Annotated in this window: 17 protein-coding genes; 14 read left to right on the plus strand and 3 right to left on the minus strand. The window is 37.2% G+C overall.

Translation table 11 applies throughout. The annotated features are described in order from the left end of the window. Positions 1-43: 43 nt before the first annotated feature. From rpsO to GQR59_RS04305, 5 genes are all read left to right on the plus strand, one after another. Entirely contained in the window at positions 44-313 is a 270-nt protein-coding gene (gene rpsO / locus GQR59_RS04285; protein ID WP_025563525.1) for a 30S ribosomal protein S15, read from the plus strand. Positions 314-2,965: 2,652 nt separating this feature from the next. Then, on the plus strand, positions 2,966-6,013 hold the full coding sequence (gene amt, locus GQR59_RS04290) for an ammonium transporter (RefSeq protein WP_160060840.1): 3,048 nt from the start codon (positions 2,966-2,968) through the stop codon (positions 6,011-6,013). A 346-nt stretch (positions 6,014-6,359) separates the two neighbouring features. Then, positions 6,360-7,319: an ABC transporter substrate-binding protein gene (locus tag GQR59_RS04295; RefSeq protein ID WP_160060841.1), complete on the plus strand. Its 960-nt coding sequence runs from the start codon at positions 6,360-6,362 to the stop codon at positions 7,317-7,319. Positions 7,320-7,331: 12 nt separating this feature from the next. After that, the gene (locus GQR59_RS04300; RefSeq protein WP_160060842.1) at positions 7,332-8,237 is read left to right on the plus strand and encodes an ABC transporter permease; all 906 of its coding nucleotides are present in this window, start codon (positions 7,332-7,334) and stop codon (positions 8,235-8,237) included. After that, positions 8,234-9,037, plus strand: a complete 804-nt coding sequence (locus GQR59_RS04305; RefSeq protein WP_160060843.1) for an ABC transporter ATP-binding protein — start codon at positions 8,234-8,236, stop codon at positions 9,035-9,037. Before GQR59_RS04300 ends, GQR59_RS04305 begins: the two co-directional genes overlap by 4 nt. 77 nt (positions 9,038-9,114) lie before the next feature. Here GQR59_RS04305 and GQR59_RS04310 read toward each other — a convergent pair whose 3' ends face one another. Next, positions 9,115-9,576 (minus strand): VOC family protein, encoded by a 462-nt coding sequence (locus tag GQR59_RS04310; protein ID WP_236546645.1) that lies wholly within the window; start codon positions 9,574-9,576, stop codon positions 9,115-9,117. A gap of 156 nt (positions 9,577-9,732) precedes the next feature. Here GQR59_RS04310 and GQR59_RS04315 point away from each other — a divergent pair, with 156 nt between their 5' ends. Continuing rightward, complete coding sequence (locus GQR59_RS04315) at positions 9,733-10,380, plus strand: TenA family protein (RefSeq protein ID WP_160060844.1); 648 nt, start codon at positions 9,733-9,735, stop codon at positions 10,378-10,380. A 79-nt stretch (positions 10,381-10,459) separates the two neighbouring features. On the opposite strand, the gene GQR59_RS04320 is transcribed toward GQR59_RS04315, so the two are convergent. After that, positions 10,460-11,146, minus strand: coding sequence for a glutathione S-transferase (locus GQR59_RS04320; RefSeq protein WP_160060845.1), 687 nt, complete (start codon positions 11,144-11,146; stop codon positions 10,460-10,462). A gap of 264 nt (positions 11,147-11,410) precedes the next feature. On the opposite strand from GQR59_RS04320, the gene pnp reads away from it, so the two are divergent. From pnp to GQR59_RS04360, 8 genes are all read left to right on the plus strand, one after another. After that, positions 11,411-13,519: a polyribonucleotide nucleotidyltransferase gene (gene pnp, locus GQR59_RS04325; RefSeq protein ID WP_160060846.1), complete on the plus strand. Its 2,109-nt coding sequence runs from the start codon at positions 11,411-11,413 to the stop codon at positions 13,517-13,519. Between the two features lie 659 nt (positions 13,520-14,178). After that, entirely contained in the window at positions 14,179-14,979 is an 801-nt protein-coding gene (locus tag GQR59_RS04330; RefSeq protein ID WP_160060847.1) for an SHOCT domain-containing protein, read from the plus strand. Between the two features lie 1,139 nt (positions 14,980-16,118). Then, a complete protein-coding gene (locus GQR59_RS04335) occupies positions 16,119-16,334 on the plus strand; it encodes a DUF4177 domain-containing protein (RefSeq protein WP_160060848.1) in 216 nt (71 codons plus the stop codon). After that, entirely contained in the window at positions 16,303-16,551 is a 249-nt protein-coding gene (gene yidD / locus GQR59_RS04340) for a membrane protein insertion efficiency factor YidD (RefSeq protein ID WP_236546646.1), read from the plus strand. Before GQR59_RS04335 ends, yidD begins: the two co-directional genes overlap by 32 nt. Beyond that, positions 16,551-16,940, plus strand: coding sequence for a hypothetical protein (locus GQR59_RS04345; protein ID WP_160060849.1), 390 nt, complete (start codon positions 16,551-16,553; stop codon positions 16,938-16,940). The genes yidD and GQR59_RS04345 overlap by 1 nt, the downstream gene beginning before the upstream one ends. 256 nt (positions 16,941-17,196) lie before the next feature. Further along, entirely contained in the window at positions 17,197-17,721 is a 525-nt protein-coding gene (locus GQR59_RS04350; RefSeq protein WP_160060850.1) for a PEP-CTERM sorting domain-containing protein, read from the plus strand. Between the two features lie 352 nt (positions 17,722-18,073). Beyond that, a complete protein-coding gene (locus GQR59_RS04355; RefSeq protein ID WP_236546647.1) occupies positions 18,074-18,478 on the plus strand; it encodes a hypothetical protein in 405 nt (134 codons plus the stop codon). Positions 18,479-18,744: 266 nt separating this feature from the next. Next, a complete protein-coding gene (locus tag GQR59_RS04360) occupies positions 18,745-19,179 on the plus strand; it encodes a nuclear transport factor 2 family protein (RefSeq protein WP_160060852.1) in 435 nt (144 codons plus the stop codon). A gap of 159 nt (positions 19,180-19,338) precedes the next feature. Here the strand turns inward: GQR59_RS04360 and GQR59_RS04365 are convergent, their stop codons facing one another. Beyond that, a complete protein-coding gene (locus GQR59_RS04365; RefSeq protein ID WP_236546648.1) occupies positions 19,339-19,707 on the minus strand; it encodes a ribosome recycling factor family protein in 369 nt (122 codons plus the stop codon). Positions 19,708-20,146 lie beyond the last annotated feature (439 nt).

The raw sequence follows: 20,146 nt of genomic DNA on the forward strand, positions 1-20,146 counted from the left end.
TAAAATAGGTTATTCACATAACCACAAAATATCGGAGTACGTTATGTCACTAAGTGCAGAACAGAAAGCTGAGATTGTAGCAAAATTTGGTCGTTCAGAAGGCGATACTGGTTCATCTGAAGTTCAAGTTGCATTGTACACAGTACAAATCAACCACCTTCAAGGCCATTTCAAAGAGCACATCCATGATCACCACAGCCGTCGTGGTCTACTACGCATGGTTAGTCAACGTCGTAAATTACTTGACTACTTAAAGCGTAAAGATGTTGCTGCTTACACAGCATTAATCGCAGAATTAGGTCTACGTCGTTAATTTCGACTTAAATCTTAATTCCAAAAAGAGCCTAAAGGCTCTTTTTTTGTGTCTGAAATTTGTGATTCTGAAGGTTTATCTAGCTATCAAGGTGAAAAGTTTTGCTGCTAACAATCAAAAGCATCAACCTTAACACCAGAGTCCCTGCAGGCTGAAGCCAGCGCCCCGAGGTCAAATGCATATTTTACCAATTTACAAGGCTCTGAACTAAGAAGCATTTTAAATTTATCTTTTGACTTCGCGGCGCATGGCGAATTAGGTGCAGCCTAGTATTATGAGCGAAGGAGCTCTACGAGTTTTATTTCGGGGCGCACGCTTCAGCTTGCAGTTTTTTGTTTGTGTGTGTTTTCTTTTTAATGATGATTTTACTGCCATTCAATTTACCTTTTAAAATTCAACACAAAAAAACCTGCAGGCTGAAGCCAGCGCCCCGAGGTCAAATGCATATTTTACCAACTGACAAGGTTCTGAACTAAAAAGCATCTTGAATCTATCTTTTGACTTCGGGGGGCATGGGGAATTAGGTGCCGCCTAGTATTATGAGCGGAGGATCTCCATGAGTCCTATTTTCAGCTTGCAGATCTTTTTTGTGTTGATTGCTAAGAGAGATATTTCAATTAATAACAGTTAATACATAATCAAAAGCATCAACCTTAACACCAGAGTCCCTGCAGGCTGAAGCCAGCGCCCCGAGGTCAAATGCATATTTCACCAATTTACAAGGCTCTGAACTAAGAAGCATTTTGAATCTATCTTTTGACTTCGGGGCGCATGGCGAATTAGGTGCAGCCTAGTATTATGAGCGGAGGAGCTCTACGAGTTTTATTTCGGGGCGCATGGGGAATTAGGTGCCGCCTAGTATTATGAGCGGAGGAGCTCCATGAGTCCTATTTTCAGCTTGCAGATCTTTTTTGTGTTGATTGCTAAGAGAGATATTTCAATTAATAACAGTTAATACATAATCAAAAGCATAAACCTTTACACCAGAAACCCTGCAGGCTGAAGCCAGCGCCCCGAGGTCAAATGCATATTTTACCAATTTACAAGGCTCTGAACTAAGAAGCATTTTAAATTTATCTTTTGACTTCGCGGCGCATGGTGAATTAGGTGCAGCCTAGTATTATGAGCGAAGGAGCTCTACGAGTTTTATTTCGGGGCGCACGCTTCAGCTTGCAGTTTTTTGTTTGTGTGTGTTTTCTTTTTAATGATGATTTTACTGCCATTCAATTTACCTTTTAAAATTCAACACAAAAAATCCTGCAGGCTGAAGCCAGCGCCCCGAGGTCAAATGCATATTTTACCAACTGACAAGGTTCTGAACTAAAAAGCATCTTGAATCTATCTTTTGACTTCTGGGGGCATGGGGAATTAGGTGCCGCCTAGTATTATGAGCGGAGGATCTCCATGAGTCCTATTTTCAGCTTGCAGATCTTTTTTGTGTTGATTGCTAAGAGAGATATTTCAATTAATAACAGTTAATACATAATCAAAAGCATCAACCTTAACACCAGAGTCCCTGCAGGCTGAAGCCAGCGCCCCGAGGTCAAATGCATATTTTACCAATTTACAAGGCTCTGAACTAAGAAGCATTTTAAATTTATCTTTTGACTTCGCGGCGCATGGCGAATTAGGTGCAGCCTAGTATTATGAGCGAAGGAGCTCTACGAGTTTTATTTCGGGGCGCACGCTTCAGCTTGCAGTTTTTTGTTTGTGTGTGTTTTCTTTTTAATGATGATTTTACTGCCATTCAATTTACCTTTTAAAATTCAACACAAAAAATCCTGCAGGCTGAAGCCAGCGCCCCGAGGACAAATGCATATTTTACCAACTGACAAGGTTCTGAACTAAGAAGCATATTGAATCTATCTTTTGACTTCGGGACGCATGGCGAATTAGGTGTCGCCTAGTATTATGAGTGGAGGAGTTCTGCGAGTTTTATTTGGGGGCGCACGCTTCAGCTTGCAGATCTTTTTTGTGTTGATTGCTAAGAGAGATATTTCAATTAATAACAGTTAATACATAATCAAAAGCATAAACCTTAACACCAGAATCCCTGCAGGCTGAAGCCAGCGCCCCAAAGTCAAAGGTTGATAATAGCTGCAGAAAGCCGGAAGGTTTTAGTGTGTTATTTTTGACTTAGACGCGTATATCTAATCAGACATTGCCTAGTGTTATGAGCGGAGGAACTCTGCGAGTCCTATTTTCAGCTTGCAGTATTTTGTGTAAAGCAAATAAACTAAAAGACATCTTTCCTCCGTTTATAGCGCGTATTTAGTACCGGGACCTTTAAAAGGCTCTTGTTCGTAATTAACTCCATGGTCTCTGAATCAAATTTAGATCGCCAATATGAAAATGAATGCGATTTAAACCTTGCTCCTAAGACAGCAGAGGACTCGGCCTTATATCTATTGATAAATTACTTATATTAATAAATCATTGAAAACTATATATTTATATTTCAGATTGAGTATTATGATGATGTTTATTTATATTTGTTAAGTATGATCTTTATCTATAAATCAGATTATGTGTCATCTAATTTTATCTTTGTTTAAATATATAAATTTGAAAAAGTGTCGTTAAGCAACATTGATATTCACTAACGACTAAGACCTACATTAGTTTATCTCTTGTTTAAAAGGATTATGGAAAATGGATTTTTCTTGGCTGCTTATTTGTGCGCTATTAGTATTTTGTATGCAGGCAGGTTTTTTATGTCTAGAGAGCGGTAAAATACGTAGTAAAAATAGCATTAATGTTGCTGCAAAAAATCTTTCCGATTTTGTTCTCGCCGCTGTTATCTTTTGGATGTTTGGTTTTTCTTTTATGTTTGGAGACTCTCTGGACGGCTTCATAGGTAGTAGCCTCTTCTTTTTCGGTGAAACTCAATCCGCTTATCAAATTAGTTTTTTCTTATTTCAAATGATGTTCTGTGGTACTGCTGCTACCTTAGTTTCTGGTGCTGTCGCTGAGCGCATGACTTTTATTGGTTATTTATGTATTGCTTGTATTCTCTCTGCCGTTATCTATCCAGTGATTGGACATTGGGTTTGGGCATCATCTTACCAAGCCGGTAATAGTGGTTGGTTAGAGTCGCTTGGGTTTGTTGATTTTGCTGGAGCGAGCGTTGTACATTCTGTCGGTGGTTATGTTGCTTTGGCTGCAATCATCATCATCGGGCCAAGAATTGGTCGCTTTGATGTTAATAGTCGTTTACCGACGGGTAATAACGTACCGATGTCTGTATTAGGGGTGTTATTAATTTGGTTTGGTTGGTTTGGTTTTAATGGGGGAAGCACTTTACAATTAACCGAACAAGTTCCTCTTATTATTCTCAATACTTGTCTTGCCGCTTCTTGGGGAGGAATTATCGCCTCTCTTTTACATTACTATTATAAGCGTTTTTTTGATGTCGGCTTCTTGCTTAACGGTGTTATTGCCGGCCTTGTCTCGATCACTGCGAATGCCCATGTCGTATCACCTGCAGAAGCCATGATCATTGGTATCGTTGGAGGAGTGTTATTGTACTTTTCTACTTTTTGGATTGAGAAATTAAAAATTGATGATGCGTTGGGCGTTGTTCCATCTCACCTTGTAACAGGTATTTGGGGCACACTTGCGGTTGCATTATTCGCAGATTTATCCCTGCTTGATACTGGACTTACTCGCTTGCAGCAATTTGAAGCGCAATTAATTGGGGTAGTCAGTATTGGCTGTTATAGTTTTATATTGAGTTACTTACTGCTATCAATTCTTAATCGATTTGTTCCATTACGTGTCAGTGCTGAAGACGAGCTTAAAGGGACTAATGTTTCAGAGCACCATGCTTCGACAGAGTTAATTGATTTGTTGAGTACGATGCATAAACAACAAAAGGCGGGAGCTTTTAATGATCCTGTGCCCGTAGAACCATTTACTGAAGTAGGGCAAATTGCTAGTCAATATAATGAGGTTTTGGCGCGCGTTAAACATGAAATGACTAAACGCGATGACGCCATTAATGATTTTCGTGCTAGTGAAAAACGTAAAAGTGCGATTCTGCAATCCTCCATGGATAGTATTTTAATTATTAACTTGGAAGGTATTATTATTGAATTTAACCCATCAGCAGAGCGTAACTTTGGTTGTACTAAACAACAGGTGATAGGTAAGAATTTTATTGATCTTTTTATACAAACGCCAGACCAAGATATTATTAGAAATAGTCTAGCGTGTAAGTTCTCAGGGTCAGAAGGGATATTGCGTAATATTCGTAACAGTATTACTTTAATACGTCATGGTAACGCCTCCTTTCCAGCAGAAATAACCGTGACCAGTGCTAATTTTGGCCTTTCAAATAATAATGAATTTACCTTGCATATTCGAGATGTAACTCGTCAACTAAAACTACAAAGCAATTTGCGTCAACTCGCTTATAGTGATCCTCTTACCGGATTATATAATCGAACCTATCTTATGGACTCGCTCACTAAGGCTATTGATCCAAACCACCATAAAAGTGGAAACGTATTATTATTCTTCATGGACTTAGATAAATTTAAAAAAATTAACGATACGTTAGGTCATCAAGCAGGAGATGAATTACTGTGTGAAGTGGCCAAACGGTTAATTGAAGTGACAGGGCCTAATGACACGATCGCTCGTTGGGGTGGAGATGAGTTTGTTGTTTTATTTACAGGTAATTTTAGTATTGAAATCGCCCATTCAAAAGCTAATGAAGTGCTTGCCTTAATGCGCAGTCCTTTATTATTAGCGGGTAGAAAAATAACTATTCCAACTAGCTTAGGGGTTGTTATCACTGAAAAAGGAAAGGAGTACAAAGCAGAGCAACTGATTCAACATGCAGATATTGCGATGTACCATGCCAAACAACGTGGACGTGATAATTATCAATTATTTGAAATTGATATGGCCGATAAAGTACAAAGAGACTTTAATTACGAGCAAGAAATGTTGCTAGGTATTAATTCAGAACATCAATTTAGTTTAATGTACCAACCAAAAGTGACTCATCAAGGTGATTTATTAGGCTTTGAAGCTTTAATGCGTTGGCATCATCCTAAAGAAGGACTCATCTCTCCCATTGAGTTTATCTCTATCGCAGAGGAATCAGACTTAATCATCAACATTGGTGAATATGCACTTACACAGGCAGCTAAACAATTAGTTCTGTGGCAAGCAATAGGATATAAAAATGTGCCCATTTCGATCAATATTTCTGGTAGACATTTAGTGTCAGAACGATTAATTCCTTATATTCAACGTTTATTGATAGACCATCCAATCGATGCCAATTTATTAGAAATTGAAATTACAGAAGGGGTGCTACTGACTGATATCGATCGTTGTATTGATGTACTGTCACAATTAAAAGGATTGAACATCAAAATATCAATTGATGATTTTGGTACAGGATATTCTTCTTTAAATTATTTAAAGCGTTTACCAATCGACGTATTAAAAATCGATAAATCGTTTATAGATGATTGCGCTACAGTAGTGGAAGATGGAGAAATCTGTGCAACGATTATTAACCTAGCAAATAATTTAAGGATAATAACCGTTGCTGAAGGAGTGGAAAATAAAGAACAATTAGATTTCTTAACTGAACATGGTTGCCATGTATTTCAAGGTTATTTCTTTTCTAAGCCTCTTTATCCGAGCGATATTGAATCTCAATATTTTAAAAAGTGCTCCTGATAAATAGTATCGGTTATCAATAAACCGATACTATGTTAGATACCATGCTAGATATTATATTCGATACTCTGCTATTTTTTAAACTGCAGCATACTTTTTAGATTGTGATGTTTTTTTTATTCACTCATTCTCTAACTTATTGCCTTGATAACCTCAACCGCCGTATAACAGTGATCAAACAATAATTTTACTCATCATTTTATCAATAGGTGCTTGGTATTATTAACGTTAACTGGTACGGTTAAGCAAAAATAAACAGAGGTAAAATGTGTGATTTTATGTCCATTTTATGCTTGGTTTTTACACTAATTCTTCTATAAATAAAGCTTACCTAAGGGATTAAATTATGAAGCTACATTCAATTGTTAAAAGTACTCTCCTTGCCGCTGTCGTTATTTCTACTGGTTTACAAGCTAAACCGGTTTATGTAGCAACAACAGCTATCGTCGAACATCCTGCTTTAGATGCGGTTCGAGATGGTGTTAAATCAGTATTAGAAGAAAGTGGTTATACAGGTGATGAATTAAAATTCACTTATGAAAGTGCACAAGGCCAACCTGCAATCGCAGCACAAATTGCGCGTAAAATGGTCGGTGATGAACCTGATGTAATTGTTGCCATTGCAACACCATCTGCACAAGCTGCCGTTAGTGTAAGCCGAAATATCCCAGTGGTTTTCTCTGCTGTTACCGATCCTATTGGTGCTAAATTAGTACAGTCGTTAAAGCAACCAGGTAGTAATGTGACTGGTTTATCTGACATGGTGAATGTGAGACAACATTTAGCATTAATCAAAGAATTTGTTCCTAATTTAAAAACGCTAGGCGTACCTTACAATCCTGGTGAAGCAAACTCTGTTTCAAGTGTTGCTGCGTTAAAAGTGGCAGCCGCTGAAATGGGGATTAAAATTATTGAATCAGCAGCACCAAAATCTGCTGACGTAATGATTGCAACAAAACAACTGGTCGGCAAAGTAGATGCTATCTATTGTCCAATTGATAACACCATTATTAGTGCTGTTGAGTCTGTTATTAAAGTAGGCATTGACGCACAAATTCCTGTGTTTGCTGGTGATACCGATACCGTTTCTCGTGGTGCAGTTGCTGCCGTAGGTTACAACTACTTCGATTTAGGTCGTCAAACCGGTGATATCGTTGTACGTATCCTAAAAGGTGAAAAAGCAGGTTCAATCGATGTCAAAATGGCAGAAGGTACAGACCTGTACGTTAACCCTAAAATGGCCGCTAAAATGGGCATCGAAGTTCCTGCTGCTGTTTTAGCTCGTGCTACTAAAGTTATTAAATAAGAATCGATAAATATGTCTCTTTTTTCATTTTTAGGTACGTTAGAAATTGGTCTCATTTATGGCTTAGTTGCCATTGGGGTATACCTTACTTTTCGTATCTTGGATTTTCCAGATCTGACCGTTGACGGTAGCTTTACACTTGGCGCAGCTGTTACGGCAACTCTGATTGTAATGGGCGTTAATGTTTTTTTAGCAACACTCGCAGGTACCATTGCCGCTGCATGTGCGGGCTTAGTTACCGCTTGGTTAAACTTACGTTTTGATATATTGCATTTATTAGCCAGTATTTTAACCATGACCGCGTTATATACCATTAATCTACGTGTGATGGGTAAACCGAATGTCGCGTTAATTATGGAACCCACTATTTTAACGCCTTTTGAAGGCTTATTTGGCTTGCCAGATATGTACATGCGCGTCATCTTTGTTGCTGTGTGCGCTGTGATAGGTGGATTGTTAGTGGCTTGGTTCTTAAAAACACAATACGGATTAGCAATGCGTGCTGTGGGCTCTAATAAGCGAATGGCCCAAGCAAATGGTATTGTCGTTAAACAGAAAGTCTACGCTGGTTTAGCACTTTCTAACGGTTTAGTTGGACTGGCAGGCGCTTTGTTTGCTCAAACTAATGGCTTTGCTGATTCGACCATGGGTATCGGTACCATCGTGGTTGGTTTAGCGGCGGTTATTATTGGTCAATCATTGTTTGCTAGCCGTTCAATGTATGTGATTGTATTAAGCTGTATTGTCGGTTCAGTATTGTATCGACTCGCTGTTTCGATGGCCCTTAATGCTGACTTCTTAGGCTTTAGCGCATCAGATTTAAACTTGATCACGGCAGTTCTGGTTGCCTTGGCATTGATCTTTCCTAAGTTACGTAATGAATGGAAAGCAAAACAAGCAGCGAGGAATGAAGCATGATTAGTTGTAAAGATTTACACGTTACCTTTAACCGTGGTTTACCGACTGAAAAGCTCGCACTGCGCGGTATCGACTTAACCATACCGCAAGGCGAATTTGTGACAGTTATTGGTTCAAACGGTGCTGGTAAATCAACACTGTTGAACACTATCGCAGGTGATATCAAGAGTACTAAAGGGCAAATTCTTTTTGGTGACCGAGATGTGACTAAGTTACCGGCAACGGGCCGCACGGCAGATATTGCTCGTGTATTTCAAGATCCATTAGCAGGAACCTGTGGCGATTTGACCGTTGAAGAAAATATGGCACTAGCTTATGGTCGTGGTCAAAGAGGGCGCTTGTCTTCAGCGCTTAATAGCAAAATGCGTAACGTATTTCGTGAGCAACTAAGCCGTTTAAACTTAGGTCTTGAAAACCGTCTTGAAAGTGAAATGGGATTGTTGTCAGGTGGTCAACGTCAATCAGTGAGTTTGTTGATGTCAGCATTACAGCCAAGCTCAATTCTATTGTTAGATGAACATACGGCTGCGCTTGATCCTAAAACAGCGGCATTAATTCTGGACATTACTTCGCAAATTATTGCTGAAAAAGAATTAACCGTAATGATGGTAACGCACTCTATGCGCCAAGCTTTAGACCATGGTTCTCGTACTATCATGTTGCATGAAGGTAAGATTATCTTTGATTTGTCTGGCGAAGAACGCGCTGGTTATGAAGTGAAAGACTTATTAAATCTATTTGCACAAGCACGAACTGATGGCGAAGAATTAGATGATGATAAGTTGTTGTTAGGGGCTTAGTTTACTCATTTCATATGCTGTTATAAAAAGAGCCTTAAGGCTCTTTTTTTGTAATAAGTTACTGCACTAATTAAAGATTATTTTTTCGAATGTAACCCAATCATATTACCTTCTGAATCAAGCACTAAGCTGATAAATCCAAATTCTCTAATAGCCATTTTAGGTTTTTGAATTGAGCCACCAACAGCCTTCACTTTAGCCTCTTCAATCGCACAGTCATCACAAGAGAAATAAATTATTGTGCCGCCTCCGCCAGCTAATACTCGTTTCATTTTGACTAAAGCACCTGTCACACCTGGCTTTGTTTTATCAGAAGGAAAAGCGAGCATCTTTATACTACTGTCGTCTGGATCACCAATTTCAGATAAACTAACCTCAAATACTGATTCATAAAATTTCTGAGCTCTTGCTAAATCATCTACATAAATTTCAAACCAACTGACAGGATTATTATACATTTTCGTTTCCTCAATGATTAATGATTGTCTTAAAGTAAAACCACATGGTGATACCGATAGAAACATGTCTTTGATAAACATTCAATATCCATTTCGAGAATAGCTGATATAACGTAAAGGTTATCTGACTGTGAAGAGTGGTTCCCTGAATATTTACATTTAAAAAAGTATGATAGTCATTGATTTAAAAAGTATTATGGGATGTTTTACTCATTACAAATAACAATAGGAAAACTAATGCGACCAAGTGAACAATTAAAACAAACTTGTATTGATGATTGGTTAAAAGCGACCAACCATCCTTTTTGTATTGAACTAGCAGATGGAAGCTTACCATTAGAAAAAATGCGAGTGTATTTGGCTCAAGATTATACTTTTATTGATAACTTTGTACGTCTAGCTGCTTCAGCAATTCACCATGCGCCCACTTTACCTGACCGTTTACCATTGGCACATTTTTTAGGTATTATTGCTGGTCCTGAAAATACCTATTTTCAACGTTCCTTTGAGATATTGGATGTTGCTCAGTCAGAAAGAGTCAACCCCGCTTTATTAAAACCCACCAATGATTTCCAAGCATTAATGTTGAAAGCGGCGAACAGTGGTGAATACGGGAATATGATTGCAGTATTATGTGTTGCAGAGTGGGTTTACTTAAGTTGGGCAAGACCTTTTGTAGACTCTGTTGAAGGGCTACCATTTTATTTTGGTGAGTGGATCACCTTACATTCTGGCGAGTACTTTGAATCAGTAATAGAGCATTTACGTACTCAACTCGATACTGTATTTAATCATGCTGATGCCGAGCAACAAGAAACGATGCAACATTACTTTCAGCAAGCTGTGTTATTAGAAAAACAGTTCTTTGATGCTTGTTATCAATAACAGTCATCAATATATAATTTTAATGTGTTGGTTTTACACTTTACATTAAGCTCATTATCCAACTATTAATAATGAGCTTTTACTTCTTAATATCACCAAAAATAATATCCGTATGACAATCTACCCATAACTCATGCTTTGCCATTATTTTAGTAAACATCGAACTTTGTAAATAAGTATTTAACCAAGCGCGGAGTTTAGGGTAGGGCGATTGTTGATACCATTGACGTTCTACTTTCGAAAACTGGCGAACAAAAGGCATCAAGGCAATATCTAACAAGCCTTCGTATTGAGAGGTTAAAAAAGCGTGTTGAGATAAGCGAGCTTCTAATTTTTGTAAGTACACTTCACAAACTTGTCGGCGTTCTACAATATCGGTTTCTTGATAACGTTTGGCACATTTATAGGCTTCAACTGCTACAAAAAAGTGTTTTTCAAATTCATCAATAATAGCAATTACTTCTGTAAGGGATTCGTTACCTTGAAAGGATAATAAATAACTTGGATCGTTATCTTTTAGTACCTTCAGCATAATATCGAGACTTTCTTCAACGACCTCAGTCGTGATTCCATCTACTTGAGAAACCAACATCGGCACGGTGCCTTTCGTTGATAACGCGAGCATCTCTGCTGGTTTATTATTTAATTTAATCGCGCGTATCAATACTGGTTGTTGAGATTTAAAAATAGCAATACGAGCACGCATCGCATAGGGGCAATGTTGCAGTGAATAAAGTATCGGTATATTGGAGAATTGTGTGGTCATTAATAAGCTCAATTAAACAGACGTAAATTGGTCATATATTACCTGTACTGTACTCTCTGAGCTAGTGTTGAAAAATGAGTCAGGTAGTAGATTCATTTATTTGTACACTTTTTAATACATTTATTCAGAGTCTGTTTACTTTTGATTCTACAGGCTTGTTTATCTTAAAATATTCATCTAAAAAATTTTAAAAATCGTTTGCTTGGCGTATACTGTCGGCGCGATAAAAAGCAAAATGAAAATAATACTATTAAAGGAAAAAAAATGACTCCTATTGTAAAAAGTTTCCAGTATGGCGAACATACGGTAACACTAGAAACTGGCGTAATTGCACGTCAAGCAACTGCGGCTGTAATGTGTAGCATGGACGATACGTGTGTATTCGTTTCTGTTGTTGGTAAAAATGCTGATGATCAAGAGCGTGATTTCTTCCCTCTGACTGTTAACTACCAAGAAAAAACATACGCGGCAGGTAAAATTCCAGGTGGTTTCTTCAAACGTGAAGGCCGCCCATCAGAAGAAGAAACGTTAATTTGTCGTCTTATTGACCGTCCAATTCGTCCACTTTTCCCTGCTGGCTTTAAAAACGAAGTACAAGTGATTGCAACTGTTGTTTCAATCAACCCAGAAGTTAACCCAGATGTTGTTGCAATGATCGCAACATCTGCGGCACTGTCTATCTCTGGTATGCCTTTTAACGGTCCTATCGGTTGTGCTCGTGTTGGTTATAAAGAAGGTCAATACCTACTTAACCCAACTAAAACAGAATTAGAAACAAGTGATCTTAACCTTGTTGTATCTGGTACAGACAACGCAGTATTAATGGTTGAATCTGAAGCGGCTATCTTAAGCGAAGACGTCATGTTAGGCGCTGTGGTATTCGGTCACGATGAGCAACAAGTTGTTATTGAAGCTATCAAAGAATTCGCTTCTGAAGTTGCACGTCCTAAATGGGATTGGACTGCTCCAGTACGTAACGAAGCATTAGATGCTGCGATTGCTACTGAAGCACAAGCGCGTTTTGAACAAGCTTACCAAATCAGTGATAAAGGCGAGCGTTACGACGCAATCAAAGCTATCACAACTGAAGTTAAAGCTAAATTATTAGCTGAAGATGAAGCATTAGTGGCTAAGCAAGTAGGCGAATACCTACATGATTTAGAGAAAACGGTTGTACGTACTCGCATCATCAAAGGTGAGCCACGTATCGATGGACGTGATCCTGAAAGCATTCGTGCTCTTGACGTACGTACTGGTGTTTTACCGCGTACTCACGGTTCAGCATTATTTACACGTGGTGAAACTCAAGCATTAGTTACAGCAACGCTTGGTACACAACGTGATGCTCAAATTATCGACAGCCTAATGGGTGAGAAGAAAGATCACTTCTTATTACATTACAACTTCCCTCCATACTGTGTAGGCGAAACTGGTTTTGTTGGTTCACCTAAACGTCGTGAAATTGGTCATGGTCGTCTAGCTAAACGTGGTGTATTAGCGGTAATGCCTTCTGTTGAAGAATTCCCATACACAGTACGTGTTGTATCAGAAATCACTGAATCTAACGGTTCATCTTCAATGGCTTCTGTTTGTGGTTCATCTCTAGCATTAATGGATGCTGGTGTTCCACTTAAAGCATCTGTTGCAGGTATCGCGATGGGTCTAGTGAAAGAAGGCGAAGAGTTCGTTGTTCTTTCTGATATCTTAGGTGATGAAGATCATCTTGGCGATATGGACTTTAAAGTAGCGGGTACAACTAACGGTATCACTGCTTTACAAATGGATATCAAAATCGAAGGTATCACACGTGAAATCATGCAAATTGCTTTAAACCAAGCAAAAGCAGCACGTTTACATATTCTTACTGTTATGGATGAAGCAATCTCTGAAGGTCGTGATGACATTTCTCAGTTCGCTCCACGTATTCACACACTAAAAATCAATACTGATAAAATCCGTGATGTTATTGGTAAAGGCGGCGCAGTTATCCGTGCTCTATGTGAAGAAACAGGTACTACAATTGAAATCGAAGATGACGGTACAGTTAAAATTGCTGCAACATCTGGTGAGCAAGCTGAAGATGCAATCAACCGCATTAAAGCACTTACAGCTGAAGTTGAAGTAGGTACTATCTACCACGGTAAAGTGGTACGTCTAGCTGATTTCGGCGCATTTGTTAACATTCTTCCTGGTAAAGACGGTCTAGTTCACATCTCACAAATCTGTGAAGAACGTGTTCAAAAAGTATCTGATTACCTGAAAGAAGGTCAAGAAGTTAAAGTTAAAGTACTAGAAGTAGATCGCCAAGGTCGCGTACGTCTTTCTATGAAAGAAGCAGCAGATAAAGTTGAAGCAGCTCCAGCAGCTGAATAATCTTTTTTAAAGTGTCTTTTATTTAAGGATACTTTCTAATGCATTAACTTATAAAGGAAGCTTCGGCTTCCTTTTTTTGTACCTGTAAAACATTAAAAGAACAAAGACGGCTTAGTTCATATCTCACAGTTATACCTCAAGCTTATTATTTAAAACAAGGGCGAAGAGCGTATTCAAAAAGTATCAGTTCCTTCTTCGCACTGCGAAACTGCGTTTCGGTTACTCAGTATTAGCCTATTATTTATCTTGTGAAATAAAGAAGGTCAAGAAGTTAAAGTACTAGAAGCTTAAGCCTTAAAAGTAAGTCGCCAAGGTCGCGTACGTCTTTCGATGAAAGAAGCAGCAGATAAAGTTGAAGTAGCTCCAGCAGTTGAGTCATTTTTTCTAAGCTCTATCTAGATATTATTAAGCAAGCTTCGGCTTGCATTTTTATGCGTGAAGGAAAGTTACTTATTCTGTTATGAGCTGCTAGATATTGGCTTCATTTTATTTTTAATGAATTTTTATTTTTGTGTAAGGACATCTTTTATCCATTGATCGGCATTAAAAATCATAAGTGAACTATTTTTTAAATTTTTAATGATTTTTTAATCAATTTCAACAAATTAATGTATTATTCAGTTTAATGAATACTTTACCTATGGATAGGAATTTAAAAATTGAAAATTAATTGTTCGCTACTTATCGTCATTTCTGTATTACTCACAGGTTGTGCCCATCCCATTGTTATAAAACCAGACGAAAATAAAATATCTACTAGTTTACCATCAGATATTAATCGTGATTATAAGGTTGGTTATTATATATCTCCTAAAGATAAAAACTTAGAAGTTACAACACTAGGTGGTGGTGGCGATAATGTTAGATATTATCCATATCGTGATATTGAAGATGGTTATAGAGTAATGCTTTCTAATGTATTCGAATCTGTAATTAAGCTTAATTCTATTGATGAGAATGATGTTAAGTTTAGAAGTAATATCGACTTTATAATTGTTCCTAAAATTATTACTACATCTGGAAGTACAGGATTTTTTACATGGCCGCCAACTAACTTTACAGTTGATCTTACAAATACAATAAAAAAAGTGAATGGAGAAGTTGTAAGCGAACCTAGAGTAATTGGAAGTGGGGGCGCAAGTACAAGTGAAAAACTTATGGAGCATGGTATTGCGGGCAGACGAGCTATAGAAGATGCATTATTGAAGGCGCAAGATATACTTTCTGTTGTGAATTTACCTAATAATATAATTAGTGATACAGCGCTCCCAAAAATTACAGATAAATATATTAATAACAATCTTTCTGAAAATAGTAACCGTATCTCTGGAAATAGTAATAATACCCCTGAAAAAAGCATATCTGAGAGGTTAAAAACACTTAAAAGTCTTAAAGAGAACAGGTTGATAAGTGAACAAGAATTTTCTAAAAAAAGAACTGAAATTTTAAAGACACTATAAGAGGGGTATTACATTAAGTTTATATTTTTTAAATTTGTAAATTTTGAATTAATATAACTCGTTCCCATGCTCTGCGTGGGAATGCATATTTGCTCAGATGCTCAGATGCTCAGATGCTCAGAAGTTGGTTCGTTTCCGCTCATTGTAGCTGGTGGATTTTTATTAACAGTGTTTTTGTTCTGTCGGTGACTTTACTTTCTCTTTGCCAGCAGAGAATCTATACCTGAAAAGATCTCAAAGAGACTGGCATTGAATCGCTTTCTTATCCAACTAATACCTCTGTTTTTAAATAAGCTTTTTTAACGCATCTATTCATATGCAAATCCATGTACTAAAGAAACTTACAGCAAACGTCGTGTTTGCCGTTGCTGAAACTCACTGATTATTTAGAGAAGCTCAACCGCGGAAAGGTTTTAGTTATGTTGAGTTTAACTTCGCCTTATCCCGAAGTAGCGGGGAAATTTATTTTTTATTAAATGATTGTTTTTGACTTTGGGGCGTGGGCTTCAGCCTACTTGTTTTGCTTGCTGTGGTGTTTGGAGTGTTAGTGGAAGAGCAGTGGGTTAATAAGATAAATCTTTAGTCCGTAGTGGTTGGATGAATTTATTTTTATTCAATGGTTGTTTTTGACTTTGGGGCGTGGGCTTTAGCCTACTTGTTTTACTTGCTGTGTTGTTTGGAGTATTTAGTGGAAAAGGAGTGGGTTAACAAGGTAAGCCTTTAACTATAATGCGCAAATAGAGTGGCACTCAGGTGTTTTGTTATCTAATCAATATATCCGAACTTTTAAATTAAACTTCCTTAATACACGGCTTTATACCGCTATCTGTGTGGTTAATGACGAGAATGTATAGGATTTATCTGCCGTTATTGAAAAGCTATTGTTAAGTTGGAAATGTTAACAATAAGAACGTTATTACCTTATTAACTGCCAATCAACTACCCGATACAGCTAAGCTGTAAATATAAGCGGTAAACCTAAATGTTACTGACTATATACTATCGATTTTGTTTTAGCGCTTTAACTTAAATTGTTCGGTATAACATGCAGTTATGTGCTGAATACTTGACATTTATCTTGATGCATTGACGGCGGTGAGCTAATATATTTTTTTAATCAAAAATAAGTAATTACAAATATGACAGCATTTACAGAATACAAAGTCGTTCACATTGTTGAAGGTGGTTGCGGTACTATCTTTTTAGGCGCTAGTGGTTTACCAGTACAGAGAATGGAAGCAGACTTAAATAAGTATGTACAAGATGGTTGGCAAGTCGTTTTCCAAATAGTTGAACAAAAACGTTTCTTATTATTTTGGAAACGTGAAGCTGTTATTATTACACTTGGCCGTTAAATACATATCACTGAAATTGATCCACCTTTATCAATCTAGCGGTGGATCAAAAAAGTTATTAAATATCGAATGTAACTTTGAGCCAACATGCTCTGAATATACAAAACAATGTATTCAGAAGTACGGAGCATTCAAAGGGTGGCGATTAGGTTTGTCTAGAATTAAACGATGTAATCAACCTGATTTAGTAGAGAAAATACATGATGAGGTGCCTTAATGTCGATATTTGAACCGTTGCAAACACTAGAAAAAAATGAAGAATTGTTTAGACAACAATTAAACGGACTATCAAAAGAACAAAAGAAAGCCTTCTACGAACTTCAATCTAAAAAACTGAAAGACCCAGATACCTATGCTGCGCTTAATTGGCTATTTCTTGGCGGCGTCCATCATTTCTATTTAAGAAAATATGCGCTGTTTGCAATAGAACTGACGCTCCTGACGGTGAGTATTATTGGTTTTTTCTTAGGTCATGCAAGTTCGATATACATTATTATCTTGCTCGCTGTATATGAATTACCGCAACTGTTTTTCTCGCAAAAAATAGCAAGACAGTATAATTATAATTTGTCCTGTCATATTTTTAATGAGGTACGAAAAAGCTAGCGAAGGTAGTTAAGTAGAGTTATCACTAGAGGTAAAGCACTTTTGATAAAGTACTATGTCTATCTATATAAATAGAAAAGCAAGCTTCGGCCTACTTTTTTATGCGCAAAGATAAATTATTTTTGACTAATTTAGTCGGTTATTTTTACAGTAATATTTTTGGAAAATTATTAATGTTTATATATTAATACGTTACATTTTGGCTTGAATTATGCCTCTTCTGAGTATTGGTTTTAATCATTTACAGGGAGTAAAAATGAAAAAGATAATTTCTTTATTAATAAGTTTATTGTTTGTTGGCTCAGTTAACGCAGCGTTAATGAATTTTGATTATACATACACCGATGGTTCTGTTCTTTCTGGTTCTTTTGATGGAACCATACAAACAGATTCGGATACTGTATTTATTAATTCGTTTAATATTGTTCAGTATGATCTTTTTGAGTTTTCTTCAATTGAGCTTAGCGACTTTGCGTCTGTATCAGATTTTCCTTCTGGCGATTTACAGCCTTTAGTGAGCTTTTCTGGTGATGCAATGGACATATTTGTTTGTCCTAATGGTTTCATTGCTGGTAATTGTGGCTTTTCGTTTGATAGTGGCTTCTTTTTGGGCACTGCTACCGTCGGTGTCGGGGCTGGTTTAGGTGATGATACATTTGAAAATTTTAATGCTAATAATTGGAATTTAACAACCGCTAGTGTACCTGCTCCATCGTCTATTTTAATATTTTCAATGGCTGTTATAGGCTTTGCTTTTTCAAGAGGGAAAAAACAAGTCTAATATTATTTAACTAAAGACCTTCCTGAAAGCCTTGGTATTCATCGAAGCTTTTTTGTTTCTGTCTGTATAATATGAGTCATCGAGACTCGATTTACAGCTACTTAGCATATGGACTTTATTGATGAAGCAATGGGCATTAGCGTGCCCATATTTAAATAAGCAAAGAGACAAGAGAATTAAAAGTACCAAATAATTAAGTTGTTAAACGAATCATTTTTAATGTGAATTTTATATTCATAGATGTTACTAAAAGGATTTAGTTATCGAATTTGCAGAAGAGTTTACAAAAAAAGAGAAAATACAACGCGTCATCTTATATACATTATTCGGTGGTTTGATTGTTATTACTCACTTGAAATGGGTGTTCCCTTATATCGGTTGGTATGCAGAGACTGCCTATTGCCATACTCCTTTCGGTTACTCAGGCATCATGGTGCTTTGGTATTCTTTATTTGTTGGGATGCCGTTATTTTGTGGTGTGTTATTTGCTATTTCTTCTGTGCCTGTTGGAATTAAAGGGTTAAGAGATAAGCAGTTTCCCCCGAAAGGATTCAAAGTCTATAAGCCAACCAAAATCGTTACAGGTTGGCGTGCAAAATTGAAATCATTAGGTTACACCTTTGGTGCATTATTGTTTGTTGCAGTTGCTATATGGGGAAGTTTTCAAGTTGATAGTATGCCAAACGAACCTGAAGCATTTGATTACAGCATATGTGAATCCGCAACGCTCGGTCACCCTCCGTTTGAATCTTTCTAGTGTTATCCGTTTGCCTATTTAAAGCTGCTGCTTGTTAGGTACCTCATCGTTTTTAAGCTCACTGCTTAATGTTACTGATCATTAGTATCTTTTTCTTCTTAAACAAGCATATTAAAAATAGAAGCAATCTTTGGACGATTGGGTTCAAAGTCAGGACTATCCCATTCCTTATTGCTCATAGAAACCGCTATATTATCAAACAAGTAAACACCCTTATTACTTATTAAATCCTGAACCCATAAAAAATACAAAGTAGAGAACATATTATGTTGAAATCATTTTTAATCATCGTTGGTATTACCTTTTTTTCATTCAATGTACAGGCTGACAAAGCAACAGACAAAGTCGCTATTGAAGCGGCTGTAAATGACTACTTTCAAGGACAGGGCGAAGCGAGCCAAACACGTTTATTCCGTGCCTTCGCAGCAGATCACGCGACGATGGTCGGTGTAGTAAAAGATGATAATGGCAAAGAGATCATTAAATCTTGGAAAGACATGAACAGCGTATTAAATAAATGGGCTGCCAATGAAAACCCAGTCGGCGGAGATCGCGACGGTGAAATCTTAAGTCTTGATATTGTAGATGATCGTTTAGCAGTGGTACTTTTCCGCTCTACGAACCGTTTTTATGATGCATTAACACTGACTAAAATTAACAACGAATGGAAAATAATCGGTAAATCTTACGTACTTCAGTAACGATTACTGTAACCTTTTTTGAGATTCTGACTTTTTAGTTACTGTTCATAGTTACTATTCATAGTTACTGCTAATAAAAAGAGAATCTCTTGTAACACTTTATAGCAAGCTTCGGCTTGCTTTTTTTATGCATGAAGGAAGTGAATACTTTCTTTTTTATTAGGCCAAACCTTCTGCTTTATCGATAGCAATTCGAGCTTCAATTAACGTACAGCCTGTTTCTGTTATTAACCGATTAATGGTCATGTCAGCGTTTGCTAGGACGATCGCTGTTAAGTCAAAGCTTGGCTTTGGTAATGCTTTGCCAATCGCTTCAGTAATCCACATTGTCTTTCCTACCTGTAACTGTTCACTCACTTCAACAAGTTGGCTTTGTTTGCCTGTTAACAACCAATTTTTAGAACGACGAATGCGCTTTAAACTACAACCATGCTGATTAACCAACGCTATTACCGTTGCCTTGCAATCAATTCGATGCAGAAAGTTGTTTAACTTAATGGAGAGGTTGGTTGTAGTGTTGTTGGGCAAAAAGTATCTCAATCATTTTTTGATAGTTAAAAGTAATCATAACCTTCATTCATAAGAGAATACCAACCGTTTGTTAAATAGTTCGTCTGCGCTCGTTGTGTCTGTCAGTTTATTGCTATTGTTGGTATTTAGCTCTCGCGATGGGTTACTTTTTTTTGTATAGCTAAAAGAAACCTATACCTACAAGAGCAAAGAAAATTGCCTAACTCGTTTTTTAACTTAAATTAATAACAGCCTTCTAATGCACCGTTTATATGCCACGTCCCTGCGGCGCTCTGAACTAGCAACGTTTGCTCATAAAACACGATACTGTCGTATCATTTGCTACCTTACCTTGCTAAAGACTGTTATTAATTCAGAAAAACGAAAATAGGGAGAATGGACGTAACCGCATTGTGTAATTTTTTATCGTAACTTATTGATACTTATAATTTCAATA

It is taken from the genome of Psychromonas sp. L1A2, from assembly GCF_009828855.1.
Lineage (GTDB): Bacteria > Pseudomonadota > Gammaproteobacteria > Enterobacterales > Psychromonadaceae > Psychromonas.

Coding starts and splice junctions, on each gene's coding strand:
- amt (WP_160060840.1), top strand. CDS start 2,966: ATGGATTTTTCTTGGCTGCTTATTTGTGCGCTATTAGTATTTTGTATG.
- GQR59_RS04300 (WP_160060842.1), top strand. CDS start 7,332: ATGTCTCTTTTTTCATTTTTAGGTACGTTAGAAATTGGTCTCATTTAT.
- GQR59_RS04305 (WP_160060843.1), top strand. CDS start 8,234: ATGATTAGTTGTAAAGATTTACACGTTACCTTTAACCGTGGTTTACCG.
- GQR59_RS04350 (WP_160060850.1), top strand. CDS start 17,197: ATGAAAAAGATAATTTCTTTATTAATAAGTTTATTGTTTGTTGGCTCA.
- GQR59_RS04315 (WP_160060844.1), top strand. CDS start 9,733: ATGCGACCAAGTGAACAATTAAAACAAACTTGTATTGATGATTGGTTA.
- GQR59_RS04310 (WP_236546645.1), bottom strand. CDS start 9,576: ATGTTTATCAAAGACATGTTTCTATCGGTATCACCATGTGGTTTTACT.
- GQR59_RS04295 (WP_160060841.1), top strand. CDS start 6,360: ATGAAGCTACATTCAATTGTTAAAAGTACTCTCCTTGCCGCTGTCGTT.
- pnp (WP_160060846.1), top strand. CDS start 11,411: ATGACTCCTATTGTAAAAAGTTTCCAGTATGGCGAACATACGGTAACA.
- GQR59_RS04345 (WP_160060849.1), top strand. CDS start 16,551: ATGTCGATATTTGAACCGTTGCAAACACTAGAAAAAAATGAAGAATTG.
- GQR59_RS04320 (WP_160060845.1), bottom strand. CDS start 11,146: ATGACCACACAATTCTCCAATATACCGATACTTTATTCACTGCAACAT.
- GQR59_RS04360 (WP_160060852.1), top strand. CDS start 18,745: ATGTTGAAATCATTTTTAATCATCGTTGGTATTACCTTTTTTTCATTC.
- GQR59_RS04335 (WP_160060848.1), top strand. CDS start 16,119: ATGACAGCATTTACAGAATACAAAGTCGTTCACATTGTTGAAGGTGGT.
- rpsO (WP_025563525.1), top strand. CDS start 44: ATGTCACTAAGTGCAGAACAGAAAGCTGAGATTGTAGCAAAATTTGGT.